We start from the raw sequence: 20,944 nt of genomic DNA on the forward strand, positions 1-20,944 counted from the left end.
AAAATAAGTACGGAGAACCACCATGAAACCTTCGATGGCAATAAAACCTCTGGTTTTTGCAATCGCTGCGGTCTTGGCTGTTGCTGCACAAGCTGGACAGAACGATCGGCGTGGCCACCATGGTCATAACAACGATCACCACACTCCTCCTCCAACCTGGATCCATACCGACGCGACCGCCAATGCGAACGATAGGCAGTCCAACACCGGCAACCGCATCTACAACGAAGGGACTCAGAACTCAGCCGAGATGAGCAGCTCTGGCTCAGGCGCGAGCGGCAACGTGGGCGTCAACGTCGCAGCAGGCGCCGGCAACCAACAAGACAACGCGGCCGCCATCGCAAACGCTGGCTCCACCTCCAGCCTCGATAACAGCTTCGTGTTTGGCAATTCCGAAGCTACCGCTCGAGTCACGCAATACAGCAGCAACAACAAGGTCTGGAACTACGGCGTCACAAACTCTGCCGTGATGAGTGGATCGGGCGATGGCAGCAGCGGCAACATGGGGATCAACATTGCTGGCGGCGACCTCAACCAACAGAAAAACACCATGGCAATTGCCAACTCCAATGCTCCGTTGGGTAACGCATCAGCCACCGCCTCTGCCAATCAAGGCGGTCCTGGCCTGACAGTGGATAACAAAGCTGATCGGACCTACACCGTGGATACGCTAACGTTTACCAAAACGGCCAGCGGTAGTTTCTCTAAAGACAAGTCGTTCGAGGCCAGCGGCAGTGAAAGCGCTTCTTCGAGTTGGGCCGCGGCCGGTGCCAAGAGCGCTAATTCCAGCGGTTCCCTTAGCGTTGATATAAGCGGTTCGAAGAGCAGCAATGCGAGCGGTTCCAACAGCAGTACTGCGAGCGGTTCTAACAGCAGTTCTGCAAGCGGTTCCAACAGCAGCAGTGCAAGCGGTTCTTCGAGTTCATCGTTGAGCGCTTCCTTGAGCGCTTCCCTGGACGCTGCTGCCGCGGCTTCCAGTTCCGTTACCTTCAATAATGGCAATGGCGATCGTACCCGCAGCAGGAGTGCCGACGCATCGCTTACCGCATCGCTTGACGCATCGCTTGACGTATCGCGCGATTCCTCGTACGACAGATCTCGCGATTCTTCGTTCGACAGATCTCGCGACTCCTCGTACGACAGATCTCACGAATCCTCGTACGACAAATCGCGCGATTCCTCGTTCGCAAAATCGTTCGATAAGTCGTTCGAGAAATCGTCCGCCTCTTCGTTCGAAAAATCGGGCTCGAAATCGTCTGAATCCGAGTTCGCAAAAGCGGGAAGCTTCAGTGAGAGCAGTTCATTTGATCTGAGCAACACCTACTCCTATCAAGTGCTGACTCCAACTGGCTGGGCTAACCCTGTAACCAACACTGCAACCCTGAGCGGTTCGGTGAATGGTGGCAGCGGCAACCTGGGCGTCAACGTGGCTGCCGGTGTGGGTAACCAACAAAGCAACTCGTTGGCCATTTCCAACCAGTCGTTCTAATTGCTGTCTCTGGAGGCCCCCTTACGGGGGCCTTTTTCAACACCACCAGAAGGCATCCCACCATGCGCATTATCGCCTTGGCATTTTTGCTTTGCGTGGCCAGTGTGATCGAGGCTGCACAACTGCCGCTTGCCGTCCTGCCGGGCGGCGCCTTGGTATATAAGCCGATCCAGAGCATACGCGAGCGTAAATTTGCCGACCTGGTGCAACAGAAAACCGACTTCAGTTGCGGCGCAGCTGCGCTGGCGACGATATTGCGCCAAGCCTATTGGCTGGACGTGAACGAAGAACAAATCATCGAAGGCATGCTGGCACACTCCGATCAGGATCTTGTCCGCGTCCAGGGCTTTTCCATGCTCGACATGAAGCGCTACGTGGAAAGTCTCGGCATGCGCGCCCGTGGTTACCGGGTAGCGACGCAAACGTTGAGCGAGATCAGAATTCCGGTTGTGGTACTCATGGATATCCGTGGCTACAAACACTTTGTGGTCATGCAACGAGTTCATAACGGCTGGGTATATATCGGAGATCCGGTACTCGGTCATAAACGTTACAAAGTCGAAGACTTTGTAAAAGGCTGGAACGGCATCATCTTTGCCGTCATCGGTCAGGGCTACGACAAAGCCAATGCGTTGCTCGACCCACCCCTGCCGCTGACCGCCAAGAACCGCATCAACACCTTCAGCCCGGTGCAAGACGCAGAGTTGATGGATTTCGGATTCATCCAGAGTGACTTCTTCTAATAACAAGGGAGCACGACGCTCCGGGAGCATTCCAATGAAGACTCCAATCTGGCTGGCCGTGGTTTGCCTGGCCGCCAGCCTGCCGACCCAGGCACAGATGTTCAAACCCATTGAACTTAACGATCACGAACTGGCAACCCTGCGAGGCCGCTATGTCATGCCGGGACGGATCATCAGTTTTGGCATCGTCATGACCAGCACTTGGCAAAACGCCAACGGTGAAGTGATCGGGGCAACTTCCTCGATGCAAATTCAACAATCGACCATCCAGCCACAGTTCTATGTGTCGATCATCAATGAAAAAGGTAATGGCTCAGCAAGTTCGCAAGGCACCGGCACCGTCACTGGCGGCAGCGGCCTCAGCAGCACCGAAGGCGTCACTCAAGTCGTGCGTGCTGCCGGCGACCATAACACTGCCTACAACAACGTTGATATCAACGTTACACGGGCTGACCAGGCGCCAACAACGCAACAGCAGGGCCAGGCATTGACCGCAGGTTCGACGTTGGCCGACGCCAATGGCGCGGGCGCGCTGAGCATTACCTCGACCCGTAACGGTGTGCAACTCAACATCGTGGCCAACAACAATCAGGGCAGTACCGTACAACGTCTCGCCCAGGGTGGACTGATGCAAAACACAACTTTGCTCGGCGGTGGCAACCAGGTCCGCAACCTGACGTCCCTCAATGTCGTGCTGCGTGACAACGTGGCGACAGGCGGTTCGCTGAACGGCAATCTGGACCAGCTCAAAGGTCTTCGCACCCAAGGATTCTGATCTACGCTCAGTTTCACCAGATGAAGTCAGAAGGGACGGCTAACCCATGCACCGATCGTTGACGTTCAGAGCCATCGTTTGTTTGAGTAGCCTGGCCCCGGCGACACTGCTATACGCAGCACCGGACCCCCAGGTCGAGATACTAAAACAAGAACTCATGGAGTTGAAACAGCGTTACGAAGCACAACAGAACGCGCTGATGGTACTCGAGCAACGCGTTCGCCAAGTCGAAGAAACACCTGCGACACCGCCTCCCAAACGCCTGACCAAATCCCCCGCCGAAGCGCCCAAGGGTGGCCAGACTTTGGCCGCCGGTGCACCGGGAACCACAGGCAGTTCATACGGCCAATCGCTCAAGGATGATTCGGAGCCTGCACAAAGCGTTTCCAACCTGTATGACGAAGCCAGCGGCTTCTTCGGTGGCGGCAAGTTCAGCTTCGAAACCGGCGTGACCTACACGCACTACGATACCCGTGCGCTGACGCTCAATGGCTTTCTGGCACTGGACTCGATTTTTCTTGGCAACATCGATATCGACCGCATCAAGGCTGATAACTGGACCCTGGACCTGACCGCCCGCTACAACACAGGGCAACGCTGGCAGTTCGACATTAACGTTCCTGTGGTTTATCGCGAATCAACGTATTCCTCCGGTGGCGCCGGTGGCGCCGGACCGGTGACGTCGGACGCCACCGTTACCCGCGACCCGACCATCGGCGATGTGAACTTTGGTGTTGCTTACAAGTTTCTGGATGAGTCGGTCAACCTGCCCGATGCGGTCGTTACATTTCGCGTCAAGGCGCCTACCGGCAAGGATCCATACGGCATCAAGCTGGTCCAGGAATCGAACAACGATAACCTCTCGGTACCTGAGGACTTGCCGACCGGCAACGGTGTCTGGTCGATCACCCCGGGTATCTCGCTGGTCAAGACCTTCGACCCGGCCGTGCTGTTCGGCAGCCTGGCCTACACCTACAACCTTGAAGACTCTTTCAGCGACATCAGCCCTCAGGTCAACTCCAAGGTGCCCGGGGACGTGAAACTGGGCAATTCCTGGCAGGTTGGCGGCGGCATTGCATTCGCCTTGAACGAGAAGATGAGTATGTCGTTCTCGTTCACCGACCAGTTCGCCCGCAAGAGCAAAATCAAGCCGGACGGTGGCGATTGGCAGTCGATTACCAACAGCGATTACAACTCGGCCAACTTCAACATCGGCATGACCCTGGCAGCAACCAATAACCTGACGATCGTTCCCAACCTGGCCATCGGCCTGACTGACGACTCGCCAGACTTTTCCTTCAGCCTGAAATTCCCGTACTACTTCTAATCCGCCACCCACAAAAAACCCGCTTTTTCGGCGGGTTTTTTTGATCCTGCAATCGCTCAACGTATCTGATGCTTGTGCAACAAACGGTAGAAGGTAGGTCTGGATATCCCCAGCACCTTGGCGGCGATGCTCAAATTATCGCTGTGGCGGTTAAGTACATCGTACAAGGCCTGGCGCTCTGCCCGGTGCTTGTAGTCTTCCAGTGTGCCTATCGGCGCGGCAATGGCCTGCGGTCTGATCAGCCCCAGGTCTCGCGCTTCGATCTGCCGGCCTTCGGCCAGTACCAGCCCGCGACGTACCCGGTTGGCCAGCTCGCGCACATTGCCCGGCCAGTCATGCTTACCCATGGCAATCAAGGCGTCTTCACTGAAGCTGCGCGGACGTCGGCCGGTTTCATGGCTGTAGAAATGGGAAAAGTGGCTGGCCAGCATCGACAGATCACCATTGCGCTCACGCAGGGGCGCGGTCGCGACCTGCAACACGTTCAGGCGGTAATAAAGATCTTCACGAAAGCGTTTTTTCTCGATCGCGGCTTCAAGGTCGACATGGGTCGCGGCCAACACCCGCACATCCACGGGAATCGGCTGGCTGCCGCCCACCCGCTCGATGTGCTTTTCCTGGAGGAAACGCAACAGGTTGGCCTGCAGCTCCAGGGGCAGATCACCGATTTCGTCGAGAAACAGCGTGCCGCCGTTAGCCGCTTCGATCCGCCCGATCTTGCGTTGATGGGCGCCCGTAAAAGCACCCTTCTCGTGGCCAAACAGTTCGGACTGGATCAAGTGTTCGGGAATTGCGCCGCAATTGATCGCGACAAAGGGTTTGCTGTGACGTTGGGATTGTCGATGGAGCGTGCGGGCGACCAGTTCTTTACCGGTACCGCTTTCACCACGGATCAATACCGGAGACTCGGTGGGCGCCAGCTTGCTCAGCAACTTGCGCAGTTCGCGAATGGGTTTGCTGTCGCCAAGCAGCTCGTGTTCAGGCTGATCAATGTGAACCGTGCCCTGCCCACGCAGGCGGGCCATTCCGAACGCGCGGCCCAGCGTCACCTGAACCCGGGACACATCGAATGGCAAGGTATGGAAATCGAAGAACCATTCGCAGACAAAGTCCCCGACATTTTGCAATCGCAGGACTTCCTGGTTGAGTACGGCGATCCACTCGGTACCGCTACGGCTGATCAGCTCTTTGACGGCTTCCGGGTGTTCGAGTTGAAAAGGCTGCAAACGCAATAGGCCGACATCGCAGGTTTTGTTGGCAACGTTTTCCAGGGTGCAGCTCTCAACGTCCCAACCGGCAGAGCGCAAACCCGGCAGCAGACGGTAACAGTCGTCGCAAGGGTCCACTACTAACAGACGTCGTAAGGCAGGCACTTCGATCATGACTGTTCCTTGGCGCCAAATTTATGAAATATTATTAAAAACAGTCGTTTGGCGGATCTGGATGTAACGTTAGCAATAATTTGACGCGGCCTTGTACCGTTTGACTATAGAACGGTTGCGTTATTAGTTATAAGAAGCGTTTAGTCAGTTACCTAATGAGTCCTTCCTTTCATTCAGCTTTCAAATCCTGTCCGAACCTTGAGCCAATGAAAGAAAGTTGATATTTCTTTTAATTGTATGTGACCCGCCCCCCGGTTGCGGGCATCAGTACAAGTAACCAGCCGATCGGTAAGCCCAACCGACGGCACATCACTTGATTGGGCATACAGAGAGAAAAACCCATGAACGCCCCGCTCCGCATCAACGAAGCTCTTTTGATTGCCGACCGCGCATTCCAACCGTTCCAATGCGTGGCCTGGGCCCCACAAGACGGCAATGGCGAACTCAGCCTGACCGTTATCGATCGCACCAACACCCGCAGCATCGGCCGCAAGCAGATCCCAAGCAGTGCCTATACCGATCCTGCGCAACTTGAATGCCTGCTTGAAGCGGCACGTGCGGAATTGAGCGAGGAGGGTTACAAACTCCAATCGTGGTCGATGCCACACTAAATATTTTGCGGGTTACCCAACGGTAACCCGCGCCCTCCCCCGATAATTATTCGAAACTGCACACGCCTAACTACTTGGCAGGCTTGTCAGTGGATCGAAAAGACACTGTTCTGGCACACAGCGACCCTCCGCCTGTTAGTTATGACAGTTGTGCATTCAGTCGTTCAGGGATTGAATGTTTCCTTATACAGTCGCCACCCAAACTCTCGGTTCAGGACGACTCGCAAGGAGCTGCGTGCATGTCAATCCAGACCGCGTTTGCAATACCGGCAACCCTGAGTGACGCCGGGAAACTCGATACAACCTTTGCCTCGTCCGGCAAAACCCAGGTGTATTTCGCTGGCAGCCTCTCAAGCATGGCCAACGGGGTCGCGATTGATTCACGTGGCAGGCTGTTAGTCGCGGCCAAGGTCGGAACGCCAGGCGGCAGTCGCTTCGGCCTGGCTCGCTTGCTCGAGGACGGCTCGGCGGATCTGGCGTTCGGCAATCAAGGTAGCGTCATCGGGCAATTTCAACACGGCTTCGAGGCCATGGCCGGCAAAGTCCATGTACTGCCCGATGGGCACATTCTGGTGGCCGGGCTGCACTACGAAAATGCTCACCGGACACTGCCCGCCCTCGCCCTGTTTGATCAGCACGGTCGGCCGGCTCAATGTTTTGGCGACAATGGCCGTTGCGTCGTGCGCCTGCCGGGCGATCTTTCACAAGGCGTGCGTGACACCTGGCTCCCCCCCGGCATACCGGGCGCTGAAGCCTGTGATGTCTGCGTGCAGGAAGATGGTCGAATCCTGCTGCAGGCCAATCATCACTTCGAGCTGTCCGATCATGTTGGCATGCTGATACGGCTCAACACCGACGGCTCTTTGGACAACACCTTCAACGGTCGTGGCTTCGTGATTGTCAGGCACTTGTTGATGAACACCTGGCTCAGCAGCCTGATGGTGCAACGAGACGGCCGGATCCTGGTGGGCGGGTCGATCAACTTCCCTGAAGAAGGCCTGCTGGCCCGCTATCACATCGACGGCAGGCTCGACGACTGTTTCGCCGTGGACGGTTTCATGACCTTCAAGGCACGGGGGTATAGCGCTCAGGTCAGCCAGATCGTCCAACACGAAAATGGCGATGTGCAGTGTTTTGGCAGCAGCCGCGACCCGATGCATTGCCTGGCACTGAAAGTACACAGCAACGGCCGCCCGGACATTCATTGCAATGGAGGCCAGGCCCGATTGCTCGAAATCGGTCACAGTGGCTGCCAGTGGACCGACGCAAAAGTACTGCCGGACGGCAGCGTGGTCACAGTCGGAGCCACGATCGGCGGCGTCGAGGCGGATTTTATTCTGGCGCGGCATCTGCCCGACGGGCAACTTGATCGCAGCTTCGGCAATGGCATCGGCTGGGTTCGCACCCGCCTTGGCCGCAGCCTGGATACCGCGACTTCAGTGACCATGCAGGCCGATGGAAACATCGTCGTCGGAGGTTATTCACTGGACGGCAACTATCGAGCGGTCGTCGCACGCTATCTCGGTTAGGCCCGCACAGTTTTCCTACACTTGATCTTCCCTTCTGCTTACGGCAAGTTGCGCGCTTCTTAATACAAGGAGTAGCCGATGCCCGGTTCAATGGCTCAGGCGTTCGCGCACAATTTTCTCGGGCATTCACCCCGCTGGTACAAGGCAAGCATTGTCGGTTTCCTGATTCTCAACGCAGTGGCGCTGTGGACTGTAGGGCCGGTGGTGGCTGGCTGGCTGCTGGTGCTGGAGTTCATCTTCACCCTGGCCATGGCGCTCAAGTGTTATCCGTTGATGCCCGGTGGCCTGCTGCTAATCGAAGCACTGTTGTTGAAGATGACCACGCCCCAGGCACTCTACGACGAGCTGGTGCACAACTTCCCGGTGATCCTGCTGCTGATGTTCATGGTGGCCGGCATCTACTTCATGAAAGACCTGCTGCTGTTTCTGTTCTCACGGCTGCTGCTCGGGATTCGCTCCAAGGCGCTGCTGGCGTTGCTGTTCTGCTTCCTGTCGGCGTTTCTGTCGGCGTTTCTCGATGCCTTGACCGTGACCGCCGTGATCATCAGTGCAGCCGTCGGCTTTTACTCGGTGTATCACCGCGTCGCCTCCGGCAATGATCCACGTCAAGACAGCGAGTTTGGCGACGACCAGCATCTGCCCACACTCCATCACGCCGACCTCGAACAATTCCGCGCCTTTCTGCGCAGTCTGCTGATGCACGGTGCCGTGGGTACCGCACTGGGCGGAGTTTGCACATTGGTCGGTGAGCCGCAAAACCTGCTGATCGGCCACGAGATGGGCTGGCACTTCTCTGAGTTCTTTCTGAAAGTCGCCCCGGTGTCATTGCCGGTCCTGGTGGCAGGCCTGGTGACCTGCGTCCTGCTGGAGAAACTTCGCTGGTTCGGTTACGGCACGCTGTTGCCGGACAACGTGCGTGCGGTTCTGGCCAATTACGCCGCCGAAGACAATGCCGAACGCACCTCGCGTCAACGTGCAGCGCTCATCGTGCAGGGTTTGGCAGCGCTGATTCTGATTGCGGGGTTGGCGTTCCATATTGCTGAGGTCGGCCTGATCGGCTTGATGGTGATCGTGCTGATCACCGCCTTCACTGGCATCACCGACGAACACCGTATCGGCAACGCGTTCAAGGACGCCATGCCATTCACAGCGCTGCTGGTGGTGTTTTTCGCAGTGGTGGCGGTGATTCACGATCAGCAACTGTTCACGCCACTGATTCAGTGGGTGCTGGCGCTGCCAGCGGATCAACAACCGGGCATGCTGTTTATTGCCAACGGCTTGTTGTCGGCCATCAGCGATAACGTGTTCGTCGCGACCATTTACATCACCGAAGTCAAACAGGCCTTCATCTCTGGCCACATGAGCCGTGAGCATTTCGAGACACTGGCGATTGCGATCAACACCGGCACCAACCTGCCGAGCGTGGCGACGCCCAATGGTCAGGCTGCGTTTCTGTTTCTGCTGACCTCGGCGATTGCACCGCTGATTCGCCTGTCGTACGGGCGGATGGTGTGGATGGCGTTGCCGTACACCGTGGTGATGGGTGTTCTTGGCTGGTATGCAGTGAGTTTCTGGCTGTAAACCTGGAACAAAATGTGGGAGCGGGCTTGCTCGCGAAGGCGGTCTGACATTCAACATCTACGTTGTCTGACACACCGCCTTCGCGAGCAAGCCCGCTCCCACAGGGGTTTTGCATGAGTTATCGAGGGAGGATGTAGCGCTCGATTGCCTGGGCCGCACCGTCCTCGGTGTTGGCGCCCGTCACCACGTCCGCCTGGCGCTTCACCGCCTCTTCTGACTGCCCCATCGCGATCGACAAGCCTGCGCGGTGAAACATCGCCGGGTCGTTGCCGCCATCGCCCAGCGCCGCGGTCTGCTCCAGCGGCACACCGAGGAATTCGGCCAGTGTCACCAGCGCCGCCCCCTTGTTGGCTTGCATCGCGGTCACGTCCAGATAAATCGGCTGTGAACGGGAGACCTGTGCCTGGCCCTCCACTTTGGGCAGCAGGAGCGCTTCCAGCTCAATCAACAATTGCGTGTTGTTGCTGGTGGCGACGATCTTGTCGATGCGCTCCAGGTACGGCTCAAAACTCTCGACCACCACTGGCGGATAACCCAGGCCGTGCTGTTCACGAGGCACCATTGGGCCGTTCGGATCTTTCAGCAACCAGTCGCCACCACTGAACACCCAGATTTCGATGTCCGGCCGGTCGGCAAACAGCGCCAATGCCGTCAGCGCAGCCGTCGCCGGCAGGTAATGTGCGACCAGCAAACTGCCGTCCGGATTGACGATGGTGCCGCCATTGAAGGCAGCCGTTGGCAAGTCGACGCCCAGGGCTTCGATCTGCTGCAACATGGCTTTGGGTGGACGGCCGGTGGCCAGGCTGAACAACACGCCCGCCTCGCGCAAGGAACGGACCGCTTCGATAGTGCGTTGGCTGAGACTGTGATCGGGCAACAACAAGGTGCCGTCCATGTCACTGAGCAGAAAACGGATGGGATGCGACGTTGTATCACTCATCCGAGGCCGTGCCAGACGCGACCATCGCGAGTCAGCAGATCTTCTGCAGCCTGTGGGCCGTCTTCGCCAGCGGCATAGCTCTGCACGCTCGTGTCCTGCTGCCAGGCGTCGAGGAACGGCTGTACGGCGCGCCAGCCATTCTCGATGTTGTCGGCGCGCTGGAACAGCGTCTGATCGCCGGTCAGGCAATCGTAGATCAGGGTTTCATAGCCGGTGGACGGCTGCATTTCAAAGAAATCCTTGTAGGCAAAGCCCAGTTCGATATTGGCCATTTTCAAGGCGGGACCGGGCCGTTTGGCCAGCAGGTCGAACCACATGCCTTCGTTGGGTTGAATCTGGATGCGCAGATAGGTCGGTTGCAGTTCATCGACCTCGGTATCGCGGAACTGTGCATACGGCGCTGGTTTGAAGCAGATGACAATCTCGGTATCGCGCACGCTCATGCGCTTGCCGGTGCGCAGGTAAAACGGCACGCCGACCCAGCGCCAGTTGTCGATCATGACTTTCAGCGCGACGTAGGTTTCGGTATTGCTGTCGGGCGCCACGTTGCTTTCCTGGCGATAACCCGGCATTGGCTTGCCGTCGATTTCGCCGGGCGCGTATTGGCCGCGTACCGAATTGACCAGCGCTTCCTCCACCGACCAGGGGCGAATCGCGCCGACCACCTTGGCTTTCTCGCCGCGCACCGCATCGGCGCCAAAGGCGGCCGGCGGCTCCATTGCGACCATCGCCAGCAATTGGAACAGGTGATTGGGCACCATGTCCCGCAAGGCGCCGGTGTGTTCATAGAAACTGCCACGGGTTTCCACGCCAACGGTTTCGGCGGCGGTGATTTGTACGTGGTCGATGTAGTGGTTGTTCCAGAACGCTTCGAACAGGCTGTTTGAAAACCGGCTGATCAAAATGTTCTGCACGGTTTCCTTGCCCAGATAGTGATCGATCCGGTAGATCTGGTTTTCCGTCATCACCTTGAGCAAACAAGCGTTCAAGGCTTCGGCCGTTGGCAGATCGGAACCGAAGGGTTTTTCGATTACTACCCTTCTGAACGCTTCCGGCGCCTCTTGCAGCAAGCCGGCGGCGCCGAGACGACGCACCACTTCGCTGAAGAAACGTGGCGCGGTGGCCAGGTAGAAGACGGCGTTGCCAGTGCCGCTGGCGGCGATTTTCGCCGCCAGGGCTTGATAGGTGCTGTCGTCCAGGAAGTCGCCCTGGACGTAGCTGATGCCTTTGGCCAACTTGGCCCACAAGTCCGGATCAAGGGCTTGATCGCCCTTGCCGACCTTGGCGGCCACTTCGGCCCGAATGAAGTCTTCGAGTTTTTTCGCAAAGGCTTCATCGGTGATGGCGTTATGGTCAACGCCGATGATCCGCAGTCCATCCCCAAGCAGACCGTCACGACTCAGGTTGTACAGCGCCGGCATCAGCAGACGCTTGACCAGGTCACCATGGGCACCGAACAGAAACAGCGTGGTCGGTGGTGCGGGTTCTGCCTTGGATTTATTGCGGATCAAGCGGGTCATTTTTTCGAAGTCTCCACGTGGCCGCCGAAGCCGAAGCGCTGGGCCGAGAGAATCTTGTCGCCAAAGGTGCCTTGCCCGCGCGAACGGTAGCGGGAGAACAGCGAGTTCGACAGCACCGGTACAGGCACCGATTGCTCCATGGCGGCTTCGATGGTCCAGCGACCTTCACCACTGTCAGCGACCGACCCGGAGTAACCGTCGAGTTTCGGATCGCTGGCCAGCGCGTCGGCGGTCAGGTCGAGCAACCAGGACGACACGACGCTGCCACGACGCCAGACTTCGGCGATGTCGCCTACGTTCAGGTCGAAACGCTGGTCTTCCGGCAGGTTGGTGCTGGCCTTGGTCTTGAGGATGTCGAAGCCTTCGGCGAAGGCCTGCATCATTCCGTATTCGATGCCGTTGTGGATCATTTTCACGAAATGGCCCGAACCCGCCGGGCCTGCGTGGATGTAACCGCGCTCGGCGCGATCGTCTTCGGACTTGCGGTCCTTGGTGCGAGGGATGTCGCCCAGCCCTGGTGCAAGGCTGTCGAACAGCGGATCAAGGCGTTTAACCACCTCGGCTTCGCCACCGATCATCATGCAGTAACCACGCTCCAGGCCCCAGACGCCGCCGGAGGTACCGACGTCGACGTAGTGCAGGCCTTTCTCCGAGAGGGTTTTCGCCCGGCGGATGTCGTCTTTATAGAAGGTGTTGCCGCCGTCGATGATGGTATCGCCCGCTTCGAGCAAGGTGCTCAGGGTGTCGATGGTGTCTTCGGTCGGTGCGCCGGCTGGCAGCATGACCCACACCGCACGTGGCTTGGCCAGGCCAGCGACCAGCGCCGGCAGGTCGATGACGCCGGAGGCGCCTTCTGCGGCCAGGGTGTCGACAAAGGCGGTATTGCGGTCGTAAACAACGGTGGTATGCCCGTTGAGCATCAGGCGCCGCGCAATATTTCCGCCCATGCGGCCCAGTCCAATAATCCCGAGTTGCATGTTCTGATGCTCCCTACTACAAATAATGTGTGTCAAAGGTTATAGCCCAACGCGACTAATGAGGGTTAGTCCAGAGCGCTGGCACATAGTTTCCGGGCATTGTGCCCGATCCAGATTGATAACGTCGGTAATCGCGCCGAAGACACAACGACCATTAAAAATAAAAAAGTTCCCTTCCGGGGCAAAAGAAATCAAAATCGCAGCCGATAGTAAGTCAGCACCCGATGGCGGGGGCAGGTTTACAGTTGAGGCAGCCATTTGCGAGGTGAGCAATGGGCACAGTACAAGCAGCACGGCCAGCACAAACCCTTTACGTCACGATTCGTCGTGATGAATTGCGCCAGTTGAAAGACGAGCGTGACCAGTTGAAGCAGGAGCTCGCGCAATTGCGCTTGTTGACACAAAGCAATCAGGCCCAGCCTTTGCCCGTCACCCACCGTGTGCCTCACGCCTGATCCCCTCGCTTGATTCGGAAGCAGCCCACTGCTGTTTCCGACCTGCCATCCCCCCTTTTTGACAAAACCCGGCACTCGCGAAAGTAATAATTATTCTCGTTTGCAGCTAAATCCTGTCCCTCCCCTTCGTCTTTGAACAAACGGAAATTTTCCCTCGAAGACAAGGAGTCGGCCGCGATGTTCGCGCCTATCACCCGTTCCATGACTTTTACCCTGGGCCTGTGCAGTACCGCCCTGTGCCCCGACTTGCTGGCCGAAATCAGCCCTGATCAAGAACCCGGCCGCACCCTCGAGCTGGGCGCCACCCATGTCACCGCCCAAGGTTTGGGCAGCACTACCGAAAACACCGAGTCGTACACCACGGGCGCCATGAGCACTGCGACGCGCTTGAACCTGTCGATCAAGGAAACGCCGCAATCGGTGTCCGTGGTCACGCGTCAGCAAATGGACGATTTCAAACTCGGCACGCTGTCCGAAGCCATGAGCCAGACCACCGGCGTGGTGGTTCAGCACAACGATTCGGACCGGGTCAGCTATTCGTCCCGGGGATACTCGATCAGCAATTTCCAGATCGACGGCATGCTGAACACCTTCACCTACATGAAGTCCGATTCCGACACCATTATCTACGACCGTATCGAAGTTGTTCGCGGTGCCACCGGCCTGACCACTGGCGCGGGCGACCCTTCCGCCACCATCAACATGGTGCGTAAACGGCCGACGTCGCAGTGGCAAGTCCAGACCGGGGTCAGCGGCGGCAGTTATGACGACTACTACAGTTACCTGGATGTCGGCGGTCCGCTGGCGTTCGACGGCCGCTTGCGCGGACGCAGCGTGCTGGCCTATCGCGACAGCGATTCGTTCCGCGACAAGTACCAGCAACAACGGGAGGTCGGTTACGGGATTCTCGAAGCCGACCTGACCGATGACACCGTGTTGGCCGTGGGTTACGACTATCAGAACAAACATGTCCACGGCACGTCCTGGGGCACGGTGCCGTACTGGAACGCTGACGGTGGCAAGGCCAACCTCGGACGCTCGACCAACATGGCCACTTCCTGGAGTTCCTGGCCGCTCAAGGACAAAACCGCGTTCGCCACGCTGGAACACCAATTGGGTGCCGGGTGGCAGGCCAAGGCCGCCTACACCCATCGCGAGAGCGACACCGACGGCAAGATCTACTACGGCGGCGCAGGCTTCCCTGAAGCTGATCGCAGTGGCATGAGCGCCAACGTCAGCCACATGCTCAGTACGCAAAAAATGAAGGCTTATGACTTCAACGTGGCGGGCCCTTACTCGCTGTTCGGACGGGAACACGAAATGATGATCGGCTACGGCGAGGCCGAGCGCCGGGAAGATTCCCCCCATATGGTGGACGGCCCCAGGGCGGCGGATTATGAAAACATCCGCGACTGGAAATACATGGGCGACATCGCCAGGTTTCCCGACACGGTCACCCGCCTTTCAGGTTCAAAAGACAGCACCCGCCAGAAGGCCGGTTACCTGGCCACTCGCCTGAGCCTGACGGATGACCTGCACGCCGTACTCGGCAGTCGTTATGGGAGCTGGAAGGTGTCGAGCAAGACCAACAAGTACGACAACAACCTGCAACTGAGCAGCGTCGATGCCACAAGCCAGGAACACAACGACATGTGGACGCCCTACGCCGGGCTCCTCTACGACCTCACCCCCGAATACACCGCGTACGTCAGCTACACCGACATCTTCAAGCCGCAAGACAACCGCGACAGCCATCGCAAATACCTCGAACCGGTGGTGGGCAGCAACTATGAACTGGGGCTCAAGGGCAGCCTGCTGGAAGAACGTCTGAATCTCGCCACGGCGCTGTTCTGGAGCAAACAGGACAACGTTGCCGAGCTCGACGATTCGGTGCCACCGGACCCGGTCACCGGTGAGGAGTTCTTCAAGTCAGGCGGTAAAGGCAACAAGGTTCAGGGCTTCGAAGCCGAGGTCTCGGGCGAGGTCATGGCCGGCTGGAACATGACGGCCGGCTACACCTACACCCACGCGGCCAATGGCGAAAAGAAACGCGCCAATACCAACCAGCCGTTGAATATGTTCCGGCTCTCCACGGCCTATCGTCTGCCCGGCGACTGGCAGGCCCTGACCGTGGGTGGCGCAGTGAACTGGCAAAGCGATGTGTTCCGCGCCGCCAGTCGCCCGGTGAGACGTAGTGCCGACGGTGCGGTGATCACCGAAAGGAGCAATATCCGGCAAGAGGCCTACACCGTGGTCAAGCTGATGTCGCGGTATGAGTTCGACAAGCACCTGTCCGCCTCGCTGAACGTCGATAACCTGTTCGACAAGAAGTATTACGACAATGTCGGGTTCTATAACGGTGCGTTTTGGGGTGACCCGCACACCGTGACCCTGAGCCTGGACTGGAAGCTCTAGGCGCAGGTTCCCATTTGACGGAATCGGCGGATAATGTCTTTTCGACATTGCTTCATGGACGAAAGGACCCGACAACTCGTAGTGGGGCACACCATGAAACGTACAACCATGATCCTCGCCGGCCTGATGCTGATCAGTTCAACCGCTGCATTCGCCGAAGGTGGCGCTGAACGCATGCGGTACTACTTTGAGAGCCTGCGGTTCAGCCAAGCGGCGAATCAAAGTCACGCCAGCACCGCTGAACTCAGGGTTCCGAGTGATCAAACCGCGCAAGTGACAGAGCACTACAAACCGTAACGACAAAGGGCGTCCTGATGGACGCCCTTTTTCATTGCTCGTATGACCTTAAAGCGCCTTGGTCCAGAACAGCATCCGACCGTGCGCCGGGTCGAACATGCCTGCAGCAAAACCGAACTTGCCATAGGAAGCCTGGGCGATTGCATTACCTTCCAGTACCTCTAGCGTGATTTTGCAGCAGCCGCGCTGGCGAGCGATGTCCTCGACCTTTTGCAGCATCTTCTGGCTCAACCCCAAGCCGCGAAACTTCTTCACCACCGCCACATCGTGCACATTGACCAATGGCCGACAGGCGAAAGTCGAGAAACCTTCAAAGCAATTGACCAACCCGGCCGGCTCGCCACCGACAAACGCCAGAACGCTGAACGCGTGGGGACGCTTGGCCAGTTCCGCCGGCAGTTGCTTCAATAAGTCGGCGGGCAACGAGTGGCCGCCACCCATCGGGTCTTCGGCGTAAGCATTCAACACCAGCCCAATCGCCTCGGCATGCACCGGATTGGTGTAACTGGCCTGAAGCACAAGAATTTCTGCGGATTCCATTTCCACCCTCGTTCACACATTAAGTTGCCCCAGTGCATCTCGCACTGAAAGGCCGCCCGACAATATCGCGAGCACAGTCGTGTCGACAACCGGGTCCTGATGTAATTTTTCGCTCAAGCGCCCCAGATCAGCGCCTCGGTCCACCCCAGCTCGGCAAAATCCTCGGCCCTCAGGCCTGACTCGCCAGCACAGAAAAACTCGTCCAGTTGCGGTGGTTTGACCGAGGTGCCGCTGAGTATGGCGTGAACTTGCCCGCGATGATGAATCTGGTGCTCGAACAAATGGGACAGCAGACGCAAGCGACTGTCATGTTGCGGCGTGTCCCTGGCGATGGTCACGATCTTCCCCAGGTCTGCATCGCGCATTTGCTCGCAGTAGGCGATCAGTCGACGGTCCACCAGCGCTTGTTCGCGCTTGAGGTCTACCGCTTGTGTAAACGGCTCATCCAGATTGAAAAACACGTAGCACTCGGGATGCGGGTCATCGCCGCGCAACTCCCGCTCCAGCGCATCCACGTAAAACCAGTCGCAGGTCAGGATGTGATTGAGGGTCGCGCGCAGACTGGGAAAGAAGCTGACCCGCGGTGCCGCCAGATCGGTCGGGCTCAACTGGCTCCAGGCCTTGGCGAGGCGATGATTGGCCCAGGCGTTTTGATAGGCCATGGTCAGCAAATGGTGCGACAGAGGCTGATTCATGTTCGCGGCTCCTTGTTCAAGCTTCGGCGAAACGTTGCAGCTGCATTTCCTGTAAACGGCTGAGGGTGCGGCGGAACGGAAACTCCAGATAACCCTCGGTGTACAACGATTCCATGGGCACCTGCGCTTCGAGGCACAGCGGCACTTTGCGGTCGTAGCACTCGTCCACCAGGGCGATGAAACGCCGTACACCGTCGTCATGCACCGACAATTGCGGCAGCTCGCGATCGCCCGCCACCACCCGCTCGACGCCATCTTCAGTGCCTCGGGCGATGCGCCCTTCGCGCTTTTGCGCGCTGAGGTTGGGCACGTCACTCAACAGAATAGCGCTGAAGGTGTCGCACAGGGCGATGAAATCCATGGCGGCAAACGGCTGTTCACAGAGATCGGCGTAACGAGTCCAGAGTACGGTTGGACTGGCCTGCACGACATTGAGTGAGCGGTAGCCCACCTTGATCGGGGCACTCGACACCGATTGGCCGACGCTAAGTGCCTTGAACACTTCACCCAGCGCGCTGGGTTGCCCCGGTGCCGCCACCCAGTAACGTTGCAAACCTTTGCCTGGGTGCAGGCGATGATCTTCGCCGCCATCCACCGCAATCACCTGCATATGTTTCTTGATGGCCTCGATGGCGGGCACGAACCGGTCGCGGTTGAAGCCATCGGCGTACAGCTGGTCCGGTGGCTGATTGGAGGTGCAGACCACCACCACGCCCTGCTCGAACATCACCTGAAACAAACGCCCGAGAATGATCGCGTCGCCAATGTCGTTGACGAACAATTCGTCAAAACACAGGACCCGCACTTCCTCGCTCAGTTCGCGAGCCAGCGCCTTCAACGGGTCGGCGGTGCCGGTCAGTTGAAACGAACGCTGATGCACCCAGCCCATGAAGTGGTGGAAATGTTGGCGGCGGGCCGGGACCTTCAGGCTTTGATAAAACTGGTCCATCAACCAGGTCTTGCCGCGCCCGACCGGGCCCCAGAGGTACACGCCAGTGATCGGCGTGCGCCCTTCATGCAGCGCCTCATAGCATTTCTGCAGCGCCCACACGGCATGTTCCTGGGCTTCGTCCTGGACGAAGCCCTTCTGTTCGATGGCCTGTTGCCAGGCGCTTAAGGGGGAGTCGACATTCATGCGCGGCAGTATACGTCCATGTAGCAGTGCGTTGTGGCGAGGGGATTTATCCCCTCGCCACAACGCAGCAGCTACAGGGGATCTCGCTGTCGATTAGAGGGAGATGTCTAGCCGGGCGATCTTGCCCTGTTCATTCAGGCGGAACATGTAGCGCAATTCCAGAGGGCTGCCGGGAAACGTTCCGGAGATCAGGTTATGCACCAGCACCTTGCCGGTGCGCAGTTGCACGTCGAGCACTTCAACCCGTGGCTGGTAACGCTGGGCGGTGTCTTGCATCCATTGCGCGATGGCCTGGGTGCCGACCTGGTGCTGGCCTTCATCGAACACGTTGGCATCCTCAGCGAAAAAACTGGCCACCCGTGAGGTGTCGCGGGCATTGGCGGCTGCAATGTAGGCGGCGATGGCGGGTGCCAGTGAAGAGGCGATATTGGACATGGTTACGGCTCCTTGTTTGTTGATTCTGGAGCCATGCTAAAACAAGCCTGTGTCAGTTCTTGTCAGGAGTGAAGCGCCCTGCTTCGTCCAGTTGCATCTGTGTGCGCCAGGTGCGCAACAGGTCGCTGCGCCGCCCCGGATAACGCTCGCCCTGCTCGTTCGCTGCCGAGATCCGGTCGGTGCGAAAGGTGCGATAGGCGCTGCGTAATTCACACCAGGCGACGATGATCCGCACCTCGTTCAGAAACCCCAGGGCCAGCGGCCAGATCAGCCGCTGACTCGGCACCTGGTTGGCGTCCGCGTAATCGATGTGCAGCTTGGCCTGATCGCGGATGGCCTGGCGAAATAGATTCAGTGGCACGGCGTTGGGCGCAAAGCCATAGCCGGGCGGTCCCGGCAACACCGTCGGGTTGTGTAACGCGTCCAGTGCTTCAGGCGCCAATACCGCCGCAATCTTGGCCAGCGCATCCGCCGCAGCCTTGCTCAACACCTCATCCCCACGCTGATCCACATAACGCAACCCCAGCACGATGGCTTCGGTTTCATCGGCGTTGAGCATCAACGGCGGCAGAAACAAACCGCTGCGCAACACGTAACCGATCCCCGCTTCGCCATAGATTGGCGCGCCAAGGGCGGTGAGTTCGGCGATGTCGCGGTACAGCGTGCGTTCGGAAATCTCCAATTCGCCGGCAAGTGTCGCCGCAGTCACCGGACGACTTTTGCCACGCAGCACTTGCAACAGGGTCAGTAAACGAGTGGTACGCGACACGATCGGCAGGCTCTGTCCGTAAAAGTTGTCGGAGCTTAGCAGAGGACCCTGTCAGAAAGTGGCAGTAGCCATGAGGCCGGTGGTCGGCCTTTCTCTTGTGAATGTAAAAGCGCCTTGACGGTAAATATTACTCGCATCATATTAAATACATGTCGACAGACATTTATATTCGACCCCACGTCTTTTCCTTCAGGAGTCATCCCATGCATTACAAAGTCTTCGGCCGTAAAACCGGCTTGCGGGTCTCGGAACTGGCGCTGGGCGCCGGCAATTTCGGCACCGGTTGGGGTCACGGCGCCGAGCGCGACGAAGCCAAACGCATCTTTGATGGCTACCTGGAGGCCGGCGGCAATTTCATCGACACCGCCAACGGCTATCAGGCGGGCCAGTCGGAAACCATGCTCGGCGAGTTCATTGCAGCGGAACGGGATCGCCTGGTCATCGCCACCAAATACACCCTGGGGACCACGCCGGCTGCGGGCATTTCCCACACCGGCAACAACCGCAAGAACATGATTCGCGCCGTGGAAGAAAGCCTGAAACGACTCAACACCGACCACATCGACCTGTTCTGGGCCCACATGAGCGATGGCGTGACGCCCATGGAAGAAATCCTGCGCGGTTTCGACGATCTGGTGCGCGCCGGCAAGATTCATTACGCCGGGCTGTCGAACTTCCCGGCGTGGCGTATCGCCCGGGCCGATTTGCTGGCCGAGATTCGCGGGTTCTCGCCGATCGCGGCGATTCAGGTGGAATACAGCCTCGCCGAACGCACCGCCGAACGTGAACAACTGCCGATGGCCGAAGCCTTGGGCCTGGCCACTACGTTATGGTCACCGTTGGGTGGCGGGTTCCTCACCGGCAAGTACCGCACCAACGATGGCGACAACCGCGCCGCCAAACTCGGCATGCTGATCCACGCAGAGAAAAGCGCCCGTGAAACCGCCCTCCTCGACACTTTGCTAGCCGTCGCAGCAGAACTGGGCGCCAGCCCCACGCACGTGGCCATTGCCTGGCTGCGGGAAAAAGCCAAGCGTTCGACTACGGCGCTGATTCCGATTCTCGGCTCGCGCACCCGTGAACAATTGGATGCGACGCTGGGGGCGTTGAATGTGCAATTGAGTGCTGAACAGTTGTCGCGGCTTGATGGGGTCAGTGGTGTGGCGATGGGCGTGCCCCATGAATCCATTGCCGGGTCGATGGCGCGATTTACCGGGACGGAAACACTGGACCTGCCGATCATCCCAGTGGCCTGACACAGTTCAAAATGTGGGAGCGGGCTTGCTCGCGAAAGCGGTGTGTCAGTTGATATAAATATTGGCTGACACG

20 protein-coding genes are annotated in these 20,944 nt (G+C 58.3%); 11 read left to right on the top strand and 9 right to left on the bottom strand.

From position 1 onward, the window contains the following. Positions 1–22: 22 nt before the first annotated feature. The 4 genes from KW848_RS02230 to KW848_RS02245 all read left to right on the top strand — a co-directional run bounded on the left by KW848_RS02230 (position 23) and on the right by KW848_RS02245 (position 4,334). Positions 23–1,489: a heme utilization protein gene (locus tag KW848_RS02230; protein ID WP_218535209.1), complete on the top strand. Its 1,467-nt coding sequence runs from the start codon at positions 23–25 to the stop codon at positions 1,487–1,489. Positions 1,490–1,551: 62 nt separating this feature from the next. Beyond that, positions 1,552–2,232, top strand: coding sequence for a C39 family peptidase (locus KW848_RS02235; RefSeq protein WP_218535211.1), 681 nt, complete (start codon positions 1,552–1,554; stop codon positions 2,230–2,232). Positions 2,233–2,266: 34 nt separating this feature from the next. Next, a complete protein-coding gene (locus KW848_RS02240; protein ID WP_218535213.1) occupies positions 2,267–3,007 on the top strand; it encodes a hypothetical protein in 741 nt (246 codons plus the stop codon). A gap of 46 nt (positions 3,008–3,053) precedes the next feature. Next, complete coding sequence (locus tag KW848_RS02245) at positions 3,054–4,334, top strand: hypothetical protein (RefSeq protein WP_218535215.1); 1,281 nt, start codon at positions 3,054–3,056, stop codon at positions 4,332–4,334. 56 nt (positions 4,335–4,390) lie between these two features. On the opposite strand, the gene KW848_RS02250 is transcribed toward KW848_RS02245, so the two are convergent. Next, the gene (locus KW848_RS02250) at positions 4,391–5,716 is read right to left on the bottom strand and encodes a sigma-54 dependent transcriptional regulator (protein WP_192408391.1); all 1,326 of its coding nucleotides are present in this window, start codon (positions 5,714–5,716) and stop codon (positions 4,391–4,393) included. 341 nt (positions 5,717–6,057) lie between these two features. On the opposite strand from KW848_RS02250, the gene KW848_RS02255 reads away from it, so the two are divergent. From KW848_RS02255 to nhaB, 3 genes are all read left to right on the top strand, one after another. Then, on the top strand, positions 6,058–6,327 hold the full coding sequence (locus KW848_RS02255) for a hypothetical protein (protein ID WP_008149930.1): 270 nt from the start codon (positions 6,058–6,060) through the stop codon (positions 6,325–6,327). Positions 6,328–6,566: 239 nt separating this feature from the next. After that, the gene (locus tag KW848_RS02260; protein ID WP_218535217.1) at positions 6,567–7,856 is read left to right on the top strand and encodes a hypothetical protein; all 1,290 of its coding nucleotides are present in this window, start codon (positions 6,567–6,569) and stop codon (positions 7,854–7,856) included. Between the two features lie 78 nt (positions 7,857–7,934). Further along, positions 7,935–9,437 carry a sodium/proton antiporter NhaB gene (nhaB, locus tag KW848_RS02265; protein WP_192408389.1) on the top strand — a complete coding sequence of 501 codons (1,503 nt, stop codon included), beginning with the start codon at positions 7,935–7,937 and terminating at the stop codon, positions 9,435–9,437. Between the two features lie 118 nt (positions 9,438–9,555). On the opposite strand, the gene KW848_RS02270 is transcribed toward nhaB, so the two are convergent. Genes KW848_RS02270 through gnd form a run of 3 tightly spaced genes read right to left on the bottom strand, consistent with a single transcriptional unit; the run spans position 9,556 to position 12,874 of the window. Next, positions 9,556–10,377 carry an HAD family hydrolase gene (locus KW848_RS02270; protein ID WP_218535226.1) on the bottom strand — a complete coding sequence of 274 codons (822 nt, stop codon included), beginning with the start codon at positions 10,375–10,377 and terminating at the stop codon, positions 9,556–9,558. Next, positions 10,374–11,897 (bottom strand): glucose-6-phosphate dehydrogenase, encoded by a 1,524-nt coding sequence (gene zwf, locus KW848_RS02275; RefSeq protein WP_218535228.1) that lies wholly within the window; start codon positions 11,895–11,897, stop codon positions 10,374–10,376. The genes KW848_RS02270 and zwf overlap by 4 nt, the downstream gene beginning before the upstream one ends. Further along, entirely contained in the window at positions 11,894–12,874 is a 981-nt protein-coding gene (gnd, locus tag KW848_RS02280) for a phosphogluconate dehydrogenase (NAD(+)-dependent, decarboxylating) (protein WP_046054127.1), read from the bottom strand. The genes zwf and gnd overlap by 4 nt, the downstream gene beginning before the upstream one ends. A 272-nt stretch (positions 12,875–13,146) precedes the next feature. Here gnd and KW848_RS02285 point away from each other — a divergent pair, with 272 nt between their 5' ends. The 3 genes from KW848_RS02285 to KW848_RS02295 all read left to right on the top strand — a co-directional run bounded on the left by KW848_RS02285 (position 13,147) and on the right by KW848_RS02295 (position 16,041). Beyond that, a complete protein-coding gene (locus KW848_RS02285) occupies positions 13,147–13,329 on the top strand; it encodes a DUF6026 family protein (protein WP_008149922.1) in 183 nt (60 codons plus the stop codon). A 177-nt stretch (positions 13,330–13,506) separates the two neighbouring features. Beyond that, on the top strand, positions 13,507–15,744 hold the full coding sequence (locus KW848_RS02290; RefSeq protein WP_218535230.1) for a TonB-dependent siderophore receptor: 2,238 nt from the start codon (positions 13,507–13,509) through the stop codon (positions 15,742–15,744). A gap of 93 nt (positions 15,745–15,837) precedes the next feature. Continuing rightward, positions 15,838–16,041, top strand: a complete 204-nt coding sequence (locus KW848_RS02295) for a hypothetical protein (protein WP_218535232.1) — start codon at positions 15,838–15,840, stop codon at positions 16,039–16,041. 48 nt (positions 16,042–16,089) lie between these two features. On the opposite strand, the gene KW848_RS02300 is transcribed toward KW848_RS02295, so the two are convergent. The 5 genes from KW848_RS02300 to KW848_RS02320 all read right to left on the bottom strand — a co-directional run bounded on the left by KW848_RS02300 (position 16,090) and on the right by KW848_RS02320 (position 19,615). Then, complete coding sequence (locus tag KW848_RS02300) at positions 16,090–16,581, bottom strand: GNAT family N-acetyltransferase (protein ID WP_111450052.1); 492 nt, start codon at positions 16,579–16,581, stop codon at positions 16,090–16,092. A gap of 113 nt (positions 16,582–16,694) precedes the next feature. Then, positions 16,695–17,276 (bottom strand): DinB family protein, encoded by a 582-nt coding sequence (locus KW848_RS02305; protein WP_218535238.1) that lies wholly within the window; start codon positions 17,274–17,276, stop codon positions 16,695–16,697. 16 nt (positions 17,277–17,292) lie between these two features. Continuing rightward, positions 17,293–18,411, bottom strand: coding sequence for a cell division protein ZapE (zapE, locus tag KW848_RS02310; RefSeq protein WP_218535240.1), 1,119 nt, complete (start codon positions 18,409–18,411; stop codon positions 17,293–17,295). Between the two features lie 93 nt (positions 18,412–18,504). Further along, complete coding sequence (locus KW848_RS02315; RefSeq protein ID WP_111450055.1) at positions 18,505–18,846, bottom strand: nuclear transport factor 2 family protein; 342 nt, start codon at positions 18,844–18,846, stop codon at positions 18,505–18,507. A 52-nt stretch (positions 18,847–18,898) separates the two neighbouring features. Then, positions 18,899–19,615 (bottom strand): YafY family protein, encoded by a 717-nt coding sequence (locus KW848_RS02320; RefSeq protein ID WP_218535242.1) that lies wholly within the window; start codon positions 19,613–19,615, stop codon positions 18,899–18,901. Positions 19,616–19,818: 203 nt separating this feature from the next. On the opposite strand from KW848_RS02320, the gene KW848_RS02325 reads away from it, so the two are divergent. Next, positions 19,819–20,871, top strand: a complete 1,053-nt coding sequence (locus tag KW848_RS02325; protein ID WP_218535244.1) for an aldo/keto reductase — start codon at positions 19,819–19,821, stop codon at positions 20,869–20,871. Positions 20,872–20,944 lie beyond the last annotated feature (73 nt).

It is taken from the genome of Pseudomonas sp. PDM25 (assembly GCF_019219045.1).
Taxonomy (GTDB): domain Bacteria; phylum Pseudomonadota; class Gammaproteobacteria; order Pseudomonadales; family Pseudomonadaceae; genus Aquipseudomonas.

What these genes read in the sequence shown, in the direction of transcription:
- KW848_RS02230 (WP_218535209.1), top strand. Translation starts at nt 23, where the DNA reads ATGAAACCTTCGATGGCAATAAAACCTCTGGTTTTTGCAATCGCTGCG.
- KW848_RS02235 (WP_218535211.1), top strand. Translation starts at nt 1,552, where the DNA reads ATGCGCATTATCGCCTTGGCATTTTTGCTTTGCGTGGCCAGTGTGATC.
- KW848_RS02240 (WP_218535213.1), top strand. Translation starts at nt 2,267, where the DNA reads ATGAAGACTCCAATCTGGCTGGCCGTGGTTTGCCTGGCCGCCAGCCTG.
- KW848_RS02245 (WP_218535215.1), top strand. Translation starts at nt 3,054, where the DNA reads ATGCACCGATCGTTGACGTTCAGAGCCATCGTTTGTTTGAGTAGCCTG.
- KW848_RS02250 (WP_192408391.1), bottom strand. Translation starts at nt 5,716, where the DNA reads ATGATCGAAGTGCCTGCCTTACGACGTCTGTTAGTAGTGGACCCTTGC.
- KW848_RS02255 (WP_008149930.1), top strand. Translation starts at nt 6,058, where the DNA reads ATGAACGCCCCGCTCCGCATCAACGAAGCTCTTTTGATTGCCGACCGC.
- KW848_RS02260 (WP_218535217.1), top strand. Translation starts at nt 6,567, where the DNA reads ATGTCAATCCAGACCGCGTTTGCAATACCGGCAACCCTGAGTGACGCC.
- nhaB (WP_192408389.1), top strand. Translation starts at nt 7,935, where the DNA reads ATGCCCGGTTCAATGGCTCAGGCGTTCGCGCACAATTTTCTCGGGCAT.
- KW848_RS02270 (WP_218535226.1), bottom strand. Translation starts at nt 10,377, where the DNA reads ATGAGTGATACAACGTCGCATCCCATCCGTTTTCTGCTCAGTGACATG.
- zwf (WP_218535228.1), bottom strand. Translation starts at nt 11,897, where the DNA reads ATGACCCGCTTGATCCGCAATAAATCCAAGGCAGAACCCGCACCACCG.
- gnd (WP_046054127.1), bottom strand. Translation starts at nt 12,874, where the DNA reads ATGCAACTCGGGATTATTGGACTGGGCCGCATGGGCGGAAATATTGCG.
- KW848_RS02285 (WP_008149922.1), top strand. Translation starts at nt 13,147, where the DNA reads ATGGGCACAGTACAAGCAGCACGGCCAGCACAAACCCTTTACGTCACG.
- KW848_RS02290 (WP_218535230.1), top strand. Translation starts at nt 13,507, where the DNA reads ATGTTCGCGCCTATCACCCGTTCCATGACTTTTACCCTGGGCCTGTGC.
- KW848_RS02295 (WP_218535232.1), top strand. Translation starts at nt 15,838, where the DNA reads ATGAAACGTACAACCATGATCCTCGCCGGCCTGATGCTGATCAGTTCA.
- KW848_RS02300 (WP_111450052.1), bottom strand. Translation starts at nt 16,581, where the DNA reads ATGGAATCCGCAGAAATTCTTGTGCTTCAGGCCAGTTACACCAATCCG.
- KW848_RS02305 (WP_218535238.1), bottom strand. Translation starts at nt 17,276, where the DNA reads ATGAATCAGCCTCTGTCGCACCATTTGCTGACCATGGCCTATCAAAAC.
- zapE (WP_218535240.1), bottom strand. Translation starts at nt 18,411, where the DNA reads ATGAATGTCGACTCCCCCTTAAGCGCCTGGCAACAGGCCATCGAACAG.
- KW848_RS02315 (WP_111450055.1), bottom strand. Translation starts at nt 18,846, where the DNA reads ATGTCCAATATCGCCTCTTCACTGGCACCCGCCATCGCCGCCTACATT.
- KW848_RS02325 (WP_218535244.1), top strand. Translation starts at nt 19,819, where the DNA reads ATGCATTACAAAGTCTTCGGCCGTAAAACCGGCTTGCGGGTCTCGGAA.